This window comes from Candidatus Binatia bacterium (assembly GCA_029243485.1).
In the GTDB taxonomy this organism is placed as follows: domain Bacteria; phylum Desulfobacterota; class Binatia; order UBA12015; family UBA12015; genus VGTG01.
Genome location: JAQWRY010000060.1, coordinates 26,896 through 35,248, shown reverse-complemented (window position 1 = coordinate 35,248; position 8,353 = coordinate 26,896). Strand labels below are relative to the sequence as shown.

The following is an 8,353-nucleotide window of genomic DNA, read 5'->3' as shown; positions in this document are numbered from 1 at the left end:
TCTCTGGGGGGGGGGGGGGGGGTGCCCCGCCGCCCCCCCCCCCCCGCGCCCGCGCCCCCGCCCCCGTCCGCCCCCTCCAGGGATTCGCGTCCGAGCGCCGTGTCCGCCGCGATCTTGGCTAGAAGCGCGTCGCCCCCGGCGCCTTTGTACAACTTCTTGGCGATCGCGGGGATGTGGTAGCCCTCGTCGTGTGCCGGCCCCGATTCCTCGCGACGAGCGAGTGCAGCGTCGATGAGCGGGGCAAGGCGCTCCGCCTTGGCCTTTCGAGCCTTCTCGTCGCGCTCCTTGAACTCCGGGAGGATCTCCCTCCCGAAGAGTTCGATCGATTCCATGATGTGTTCGTGGCGGTTGTTCCCCGCCTGGAGCACGAAGATCAGCTGATCGACTCCCGCCTCCTCGTACCGACGTAAATACTCCCGGAGCTGATCCGGCGTTCCGACCGCGCCGCGCAGCGCGGACACTTCGCCCTGCGTGATCTTCGCACCGAGCTTCTGCTGTTCGGCGAGAGCAATCTCAGGATCGTAGCCCTTCTCGCGGCGCGTCTTCTGGAACTCCTGCCAGAGATCCGTCCGACCCGGCGCGTGATCCCCGAACACGATGTAGTAGGCCAGCGAGTACCCGAAGAAGTTGCCCCCCTCGAGACCGCGGCGGAGCGCTTCGCGTTCGTCGCGGTGAACCATCATCGGGGAGACGCAGGCGACCTCCGGATCGATGCGCTGACCGATGGGCACGCAGCCCTCCAGGTGGCGCTCGTAAGCCTTCACCCAACTCGCCGCGTCCTCCGGATCGACGAAGGCGAAGGTCAGAGCGCCGAGGCCCTGCTCCGCCGCCTTGATGATGGTCTCGCGGCGCGAGCACGCGACCCAGAGCGGCGGATGCGGCTTCTGGAGGGGCTTCGGTACGACGTTGCGCGGGGGCATCTGGACCCACTTCCCGTCGATGCCGGTGAACGGAGTCTCGGTGAGGCAGCGCAGGACCGCCTCGAGTCCCTCGCGCCACTGCTCCTGCTTGTCGGAGAGCCCGATGTTGAACCCCCCGAGTTCAGCGGTCGTCGTCGACTCGCCGGACCCGAACTCCACGCGTCCGCCCGAGAGCAGGTCCAGCGTGGCGAGCCGCTCTGCCGATCGAGCGGGATGATTGTACAACGGCGAGGTCTGCAGAATGCCGTGGCCGAGCCGGATGTTCTTCGTCCGCTGACTGGCTGCCGCGAGGAAGACCTCGGGTGCACTCGAATGCGAATACTCCTCCAGGAAGTGGTGCTCGACCTCCCAGACGTATTCGATGCCCAGACGGTCCGCGAGCTCGATCTGTTCGAGCGCGTCCTGAAGAAGCTGGTACTCCGACGTCTCGTCCCAGGGACGGGGCAGCTGGTGCTCGTAGAACATTCCGAATCGCATGGCTCGGAGCCTACTTCGACAAAGAGCGCAGCGTCGAACCCGGCGGCTCGACCGGGCGGGAAACGCGCCCAACGGCCGAGCCCCGGTAGCTTCCGGGCCCGGCGAACGTAGTCCAGCTTGCCGCCAAGCGGCGGCCTGGAGTAGGAGAGCGCCTTGGCGACCGACGACAACCCTCAGCCCTGGTCCGAAGCCGAGCTCGGTCGCCTCCTCGGCAACGCCGGCGTGCTCGACGCAAGCGACCCCGCGAGCGACCCCGCGATCGAGCCGGCCGGCGATGGCAACATCAACTGGGTCCGCCGGATTCGCTCCCGCGAGTCCGGCCACACGGTGATCGTGAAGCACGCGCGCCCCGCGCTGGAGAAGTTCCCCGAGTACGAGACCAGTACCGAGCGCATCGTCTTCGAGAACCGATACTACGAGATTGCCCGGCCACTCGACACCGACGGCATCTGCCCGAACATCCTGCGCTTCGACGAGGCACGCCGGCTCCTCGTCCTGGAGGACCTCGGTGATGCGGAACGACTCGATGCTGCCTTCCTGCGCGGCGCCGACGTCGAGAGAGAACTCGTCTTCATCGCACGGTTTCTCGGGCGCGTACACAGCGCCACCTGGGAGGACGACACCCTCGCGGCGCGCTTCGCAAACCAGGACATCCAGCGACTGCACGGCGACCACATCTTCAAGCTCCCTTACGAGGGAGACGGCTTCCCGGTCCCAAGCGGCGTCGAAAGCCGCGCCGCCGCCGTGCGTTCGGATCGCTCTCTCGCCAAAACCGCAGCACATGCCTACGAGCGTTACCTCTCCCCGCATGGCGCGCTCGTGCACGCCGACGTGCAGCCGGGCAACATCCTCCTCCACAGCCGGAGCGCCACACTGCTCGACGCAGAGATTGCCCATGTGGGCGACCCCGCTTTCGATGTCGGGACTTTGCTCGCGCACACATGGATCAGTGGCCCTGTGGACCATGCGCGCCGCAGCACCGCAGCGATCTGGGAGGCGTACACGGAGGTCCTCGGCGACGACCGGATCGTGGCCTTCGAGGACGCGGCCCGCTACGCCGGGCTCGAAATCATGCGTCGGACGATCGGCGCGGCGCGCGTCGCCGCGGTCGCGTCCGCCGCAAGCTCCCTCGCCGCGATCGAGCTTGCCGACCGGCTGATCCGGGAGCCCCCCACCCGTCTCTCGGAGGCCTTCACCACGTGACACACCGCATCCTGCTTGACACCGATATGGGCACGGACGTCGACGACGCCATGTGCCTCGCCCTTGCTCTGGCTTCGCCGGAGATCGAGCTCGTCGCCGTCACGACGGTGAGCGGCGATACCCATCACCGCGCCGGAATCTCGAAGCGCCTCCTCGCCCTCGCCGGGCGAGACGACGTGCCCGTGTACGCCGGGCGCGGTGAGCCCGTGACGACCGGCAGCAGCTTCGCCTCGACCGGACACGAGGGCGAGGGCATCCTCGCAGAGGGAGACATGCCGCCCTCCGAAGCCGAGTCCGGCACCGATGCCATCGCACGCTTGCTCCGTGCGCACGACGACCTCGAACTCGTCGCAGTCGGACCGATGACCAATCTCGCCGCCACGCTCGGGACTGACCCGACCCTCGCCAAACGTGTGAAGCAGCTCACGATCATGGGCGGCCACGTCCGCGGAATCGAGTACGGCGGTTTCTCGTTCCCTTTCGGAATCGACTACAACCTCTGCTCCGACCGCGACGCCTCCGTGCGGACGCTGCGCGCCGACGTCCCTACGCGACTTGTGACCGGCGACGTGACTCTGCAAACGTGGCTCCGCGAGGAAGACCTCGCACGACTCGAACGCTCCGACGCACCTCTCCTGCAAGCGCTCACCCGGGCGATCCGGGTCTGGTCGCCGCTCCAGAACGAGATCTTCAGCGGCTTCGGGGCCAACATGGAGGCCGACAACCTCGCCTTCCTTCACGACCCGCTGGCGCTGGCCTGCGCGTACGATGAGTCCTTCTGCACCTTCGAACAGCTGGCCATCGAGCCGACCACCCAGGACGACGTCTTTCGCAGCATCGAGCGTCCGCCCGGAGCCCCCGGCACCCGCGAGATGCGCGTCGCCACCGCGGTCGATGCGGACCGATTCCGCGCACACTTCGTCGACCGCTTGCTTCGGCTGGGCGATTGACCCGGAAGCGAGGCTGGAGGCTCCCTCAATGAAACTCTACGTGTTCCCGCTCGCGCCCAACCCGATGAAGGTCCTGGTCTACCTGAAGGAGAAGGGGCTCGACCTCCCCCGCGAAGAAGTCGACATCATCCAGGTCCAAACTCGGACGCCCGAGTTCTTGAAGATCGACCCGCCCGGCGCGGTCCCCGTACTCGAACTCGACGACGGCAGCCATCTCACCGAGTCCCCCGCCATCATCGGCTACCGCGAAGACCTGAACCCAAATCCACCGATGGCGGGACGGGATCCGCTCGAGCGCGTCAAGCAATCGGCCCAAGCCGCAGATGCCGCATCCCCAATCACCCCTACCCCGCGCCCCCCTCGGTCGCCGCCTCCTCTTCCTTCAACCCGTGATCGATCACGAACGGGCCGAAAGGCAGCAGCGCCGCGATCAACACCTTCACCGACTTTCCCATGGGCCAGTCGTGGGCCGTGCGGGCCCCGTTCAGCGCGAAGCAGAAGAGAATGAACAAGACGCCGTGGGCCCAGCCCACGACCTTCACGCCAATGGGCTGGCCCCACAGGTACTTCATCGGCATCGCGACGCCGAGGAGTAGGAGGAAGGAGATGGCCTCGACGATTCCGGCGAGACGGAGCTTTCCGATCGGGGATTCCGGCACGCGTCGGGTGTAACAACCCCGGTCGGGTCGCGGAAGCCCGCCGGAATCAGCGATCGAGCACGTCGAGCTTCTCGGAACGCGCGAACTCGGCCCGCAAGGAATCGTACTCCCGCGCACCGAGCTTCCGGTAATCGGAGTCACCCCGCTGGCGGAAATACACCGACGCATCACCCAAGCGGTTCAGGTCGAAGTGGAGCTTCTTCAAGTTCCGCACCAGAATCTTTTCGGTCTGCGTGTATTCGAATTCTTCGACGACCCGGATGAAGTCGGGAAACCACTTCCGATCCATCCCGCCACCGTCGATCGACCGCTCACAGAAGTCGAAGAAGTCCTTCGGGTCGAACGATGCGCCCGGGCGCAGCTTCAGTGCGACCATCACCAGCTCATCCGACACCGCGCACGGGACCCCGTACGCCGCCGCCAGCACGACGTCCGCGTGCTCCTGGATCAGCCGTGCAACCTGAAGCGCCGAGAAGTTCTCGCCGTCTTTGCGGATCCAGTCGTCCGTGCGGCCATCGAAGAAGAGAAAGCGCGTCTCGTCGCGCACGACGATGTGGCCGAGATCGCCCGAGTGGTAGACCCCGTCGCGATACTTGTCCGTGTTCGCCTTGTCGTTCTGAAAGTAGCCCTGAAACAGCGAGGTGTCCTCCGCCACGCGACAGATCTCACCAACCGCCTCCGCGTAGTTCGTGATCTTGCCGGCGGCGTCGAGCATCGCGGGCGGGCATTCCTCGGCACGCTCGCTCAGGATCCGGACCTTTTCGTCCGTGATCTCGCCAACACTGCCGCGCGGGTCACCCTTCTTGCGGAACGTACTGATCGCGGCCTCGGTCGAGCCGTAGAGCTCGAACATGTCCTCCAGCCCGAGCCAGTCGCAGAACTTCTCTAGGTCCGGCGCGGCGGCACCATTCCCGAGCGCGTAACGCAGCTTGTTCGCCGGATTCTGCGTGACCTCGGCGCGAATCGCGTCGGCCGAACCGTACTTCTTCTCGAGGGCACCCAGAACGTAGTGCACCGGCTCACCCACGTAGTTCCAGTACGTCGTCCCGTAGCGGAGCACATCCGGCACGAACTGCGATGCACTGAAATGATCTCGCATGGCGAGGCTCCCGCCCACCCAAAACGCGGTCATGAACCCGAGGAACATCGCGTTGGAGTGGAACAAGGGCATGCAGGCGTAGGCCCGATCGTCCTCGGTGAGCTGCATGTTACCGGAGACCGCCATCCCGATGATCAGGAGCTTCGCGTGGTTGTTCAAGATCCCCTTGGGTAGGCCCGTGGTGCCCGACGTGTAGATCACCATCAACGGGCGTTCTGCCTCGACCTCGATATCGGGCGCGGGTCGATCGACCTCCGCGGGGCCCACCTCCGCGGCAGCAACCTCGATCAAGTCGCTTCCGATCAGCGCCCCCTCGCCCCCGGAACGAACGACGAGGATGTTCTCGGCCGAGATGTGCTCGAGATCTCCGCGGATGCGCTCCACGTGCTCCTGCAGGCTCTGGTCAACGACGAGAATCCGCGCGCCGGACTGGTTCAGCACGCCGGCGAGGATCTCTCCGCGAAGCCCCGTGTTCACCCCGAACAGCGTGAGCCCCCCATAGGCACAGCCGCCGAGAAGCCCCATCAGCTCGAGGCGGTTCTCGAGGAGCATCGCGACGTGGCCCGGATGCTCTTCATCGATCGTGCCGAGACGGGAAAGTAACAAATGCGAAAGCCGCACCGACTCCGCTCGGAAGTCGCGGTACGTCCATTCCCGCTCGCCCTCGACCAGCGCCACCCGGGGGCCGACCTCTTGATGCGAGGCACGGGCGTCGAGCTGCCCGCCAAGAGTGAACGGAGCGTCGAAGGAATACGGACCAGGCATGAAGAGGCCCTCAGGTGTCGAACAGAACGGGGAGCTCGCGCGGCGCGCGAAAGGTGAGACCGGTAATGTGAACGTCTTGCGCCGCCGGATCGAGTCGCAGGTTCGGAAGCCGATCGAGAAGCGCGTTCAAGGCGACGACGGTTTCCATCCGCGCCAGATGCAGGCCGAGGCACGTGTGCGGCCCCGTCGCGAAGGAGATGTGGGGCTTGACCTCGCGGAACAGGTCGAAGCGATTGGGCTCATTCCAACGTGCCGGGTCGTGATTCGCCGCACCGACGCACACCTGAACCAGAGACCCGTCGGGGATCATCGTCCCGCAGACGTCGACGTCACGCGTCGTCGTGCGCGCAATTCCCGTGAGCGGCGCCTCCCAGCGGAGTCCTTCCTCGATCGCCTTTCGCATGAGCGAGCGATCGTCGCGAAGGGCATTCAATTGCTTCGGGTCAGAGAGAAGTCCGAACAGGAGATTGCTCGACGAGCGGTACGTCGTCTCGGCACCGGCGGGAAGCAGCAACCGCAGGAACGCGAAGATGTCCTCGTCGGTCAGACGCTGGCCGTCGAGCTCGGCCTGGGCGAGCATGCTGACGAGATCGTCGCGCGGCGACTCTCTGCGCTCGGCGAGGACCGTTGCGAAGTAATCCCGCAGTGCCACCGACGCGTTCAGGCCGCGCTCGATGTCGATCGCAATGCTGATGAGCTCGACCGCCATCCGATGAAAGGCCGGCAAGTCCTTCTCGGGCAGACCGAGCATCGCCGAGATCACCTCGAGCGGGAACGGAAACGCGAAATCCCGGACGAGGTCCGCGCGACCCGACGAAACGAACGCGTCGATTCGGCGCTCGACGATCGGAGCCACCACGTCGCGCTCCCAACGCTCCATGGCCTTCAGGGTGAAGGCCCCCTGCAGGAGGTCGCGATATCGCCGGTGCTCCGGCTCGTCCATCTCGAGAATGCTGTGGCCCATCACGAGCCCCATCGACTTCGCGTATCCGGCCGAGGAGAACGTCTCGCCGTCGAGCAAAACCTGCGTGACCGCATCGTAGCCCAGCGCCGTGAAGTAGAGACCGCTCTTCGGCCCTTCCGGTTCCGGCTGTTTCGGGAGATCGAACGCCTCGTCGAGTCGACCGTTCAAGACGGGCGATGCCTTTCGCAGCTCCGCCAGGCGGGGATACGGGTCGCGCACCAGACCCGAGCCGGTGGAGTGGTCGAAGTCCTCGAACGGATCCTGCGTTACTTCGGTCATGATTTGGTTTCCCATGCGTCGCGGAGCTGAAACATTGAAGTGAACACTTCGGTGATATCGATCGGGGTGTCGAACGGGTCGCCCCGCAGCTCGCGAAAGGCACGCGAGACGTTGAAGACCAGCCGCTCGGGCTCGGTCCAACCCGCATACGGGCCGAGGTCGATTTTCTTGCACGCCTCGAGAATCGAGAGTCCCTGCTCGAAGAGAGGCTTCGCTTCGGCGCGCACATACTCGAGGTAGGCCTTCATCTCAAGAAGCCCCTCGGTACCGCACAGAGGGCCATGCCCCGGAACGACGACCTTGGGGTCGAGGGCGACGATCTTGTCGAGGGCGGAAATCCAGGTGTCGTACGTGCCCTCCCACCCAATCGGTGTACACAAACGAAACAGGATGTCGCCAGCGAAGACAATCCCCTGCTCCGGTAGATGCACGATCACGTCACCGGCGGTGTGCGCCGGCCCCACGTGCACGAGGCTCACCTTCAAGCCGTCGAGCTCGATGTCGAGCGTGTCGTCGATCAGAGTGGTCGGTGGCGTGAGCTCGATTCCCTCGAAGTCGAACTCCGAGAGCGCATCCGCGAATGCCTTCAGCATCGGATCCCCACCGGCGCCGCCCGCATTGCGAAGCGCCTGCATCGCCTCGGGCTTCTCCCTCTCGAACATCTCGCCACACGCACGATGCGCGATGATCTCGGCGCCGGGAAAGAGCTGGTTCCCCCAACAGTGATCCCCGTTGCGATGCGTGTTCACCACGCGCTCGGCCGGCTTCCGCCACACGCCGGAGTAGTGCTTGATCATCTCCTGCGTGTGGGGAAGGTCCCAGAACGTGTCGACGACGAGCCCTCCACCTCTATTCACGAGACCAGAGTTGCTCTTGCCGAGCCCGGTATCCTCTTGCAGACAGGCGTAAACGTCACGCCCGATCTCTTGGAACTCCATGGGAGTCGTGTAGCGCAGTGCAGTGGCGGGCTGTCAACCCGTCTCTCATTGAGACGATCGTTCAAATCGACGCAACGCGCGATGGACGGGGCCCCGTCG

Annotated in this window: 8 protein-coding genes; 2 read left to right on the top strand and 6 right to left on the bottom strand. The window is 65.4% G+C overall.

Features of this window, described 5'->3' with window-relative positions; all coding sequences use genetic code 11:
- The coding region (locus P8R42_16935; protein ID MDG2306300.1) for an LLM class flavin-dependent oxidoreductase at window positions 1–1,397 on the bottom strand (1,397 nt) is incomplete at its 3' end.
- 153 nt (window positions 1,398–1,550) lie between these two features.
- Here P8R42_16935 and P8R42_16930 point away from each other — a divergent pair.
- Window positions 1,551–2,600: a phosphotransferase gene (locus P8R42_16930; GenBank protein MDG2306299.1), complete on the top strand. Its 1,050-nt coding sequence runs from the start codon at window positions 1,551–1,553 to the stop codon at window positions 2,598–2,600.
- Window positions 2,597–3,550, top strand: a complete 954-nt coding sequence (locus tag P8R42_16925; GenBank protein ID MDG2306298.1) for a nucleoside hydrolase — start codon at window positions 2,597–2,599, stop codon at window positions 3,548–3,550. Before P8R42_16930 ends, P8R42_16925 begins: the two co-directional genes overlap by 4 nt.
- 25 nt (window positions 3,551–3,575) lie before the next feature.
- Here P8R42_16925 and P8R42_16920 read toward each other — a convergent pair whose 3' ends face one another.
- From P8R42_16920 to P8R42_16900, 5 genes are read right to left on the bottom strand one after another with little or no spacing between them, the layout of a single operon-like run.
- Complete coding sequence (locus P8R42_16920; protein MDG2306297.1) at window positions 3,576–3,866, bottom strand: hypothetical protein; 291 nt, start codon at window positions 3,864–3,866, stop codon at window positions 3,576–3,578.
- Between the two features lie 28 nt (window positions 3,867–3,894).
- Window positions 3,895–4,209 carry a DUF3817 domain-containing protein gene (locus P8R42_16915; protein ID MDG2306296.1) on the bottom strand — a complete coding sequence of 105 codons (315 nt, stop codon included), beginning with the start codon at window positions 4,207–4,209 and terminating at the stop codon, window positions 3,895–3,897.
- Window positions 4,210–4,255: 46 nt separating this feature from the next.
- Window positions 4,256–6,073, bottom strand: a complete 1,818-nt coding sequence (locus P8R42_16910) for an AMP-binding protein (protein MDG2306295.1) — start codon at window positions 6,071–6,073, stop codon at window positions 4,256–4,258.
- 10 nt (window positions 6,074–6,083) lie between these two features.
- Complete coding sequence (locus P8R42_16905) at window positions 6,084–7,316, bottom strand: cytochrome P450 (GenBank protein MDG2306294.1); 1,233 nt, start codon at window positions 7,314–7,316, stop codon at window positions 6,084–6,086.
- The gene (locus tag P8R42_16900) at window positions 7,313–8,254 is read right to left on the bottom strand and encodes an MBL fold metallo-hydrolase (protein ID MDG2306293.1); all 942 of its coding nucleotides are present in this window, start codon (window positions 8,252–8,254) and stop codon (window positions 7,313–7,315) included. Before P8R42_16900 ends, P8R42_16905 begins: the two co-directional genes overlap by 4 nt.
- Window positions 8,255–8,353: the final 99 nt, after the last annotated feature.